This is a genomic window from Paraburkholderia sp. BR10937 (genome assembly GCF_040965695.1).
In the GTDB taxonomy this organism is placed as follows: Bacteria; Pseudomonadota; Gammaproteobacteria; order Burkholderiales; family Burkholderiaceae; genus Paraburkholderia.
The window spans coordinates 1-304 of sequence record NZ_JBFRCL010000190.1; the positions used below are offsets into that span (position 1 = coordinate 1).

The 304-nt window shown below is 66.8% G+C and carries 1 protein-coding gene; it reads left to right on the forward strand.

The annotated features are described in order from the left end of the window. On the forward strand, positions 1-304 hold a 304-nt coding region (locus AB4Y44_RS42590), incomplete at both ends, for a transposase (RefSeq protein ID WP_368702837.1).

Consider the following 304-nt stretch of genomic DNA (forward strand, 5'->3'; position numbering starts at 1 on the left):
CACTACGCGTTTGCGCTGTTCCTGCCGGGGGCCGAACTGACCCTGCACGCCGCGCTTCATCCCGCCGACGGTGCTGAGCGGCAGATGCTGTTCGAGGCGCTGCACGCACTGCAGCCGCGTAGCGATCTGCTGCTGCTCGATCGCGGCTACATCGGCAACACGATGGTGGCTGCGCTCGTGCAGCGTGACATTGCGTTCTGCATGCGCGTCGATGCCCGTAACTGGAAATGCGTCACCGCGTTTGCGCGCAGTGGCGAAGCCGAGCGCGTGGTGACGCTGGCGGCGCCCAGCGAGCAGGATGCCT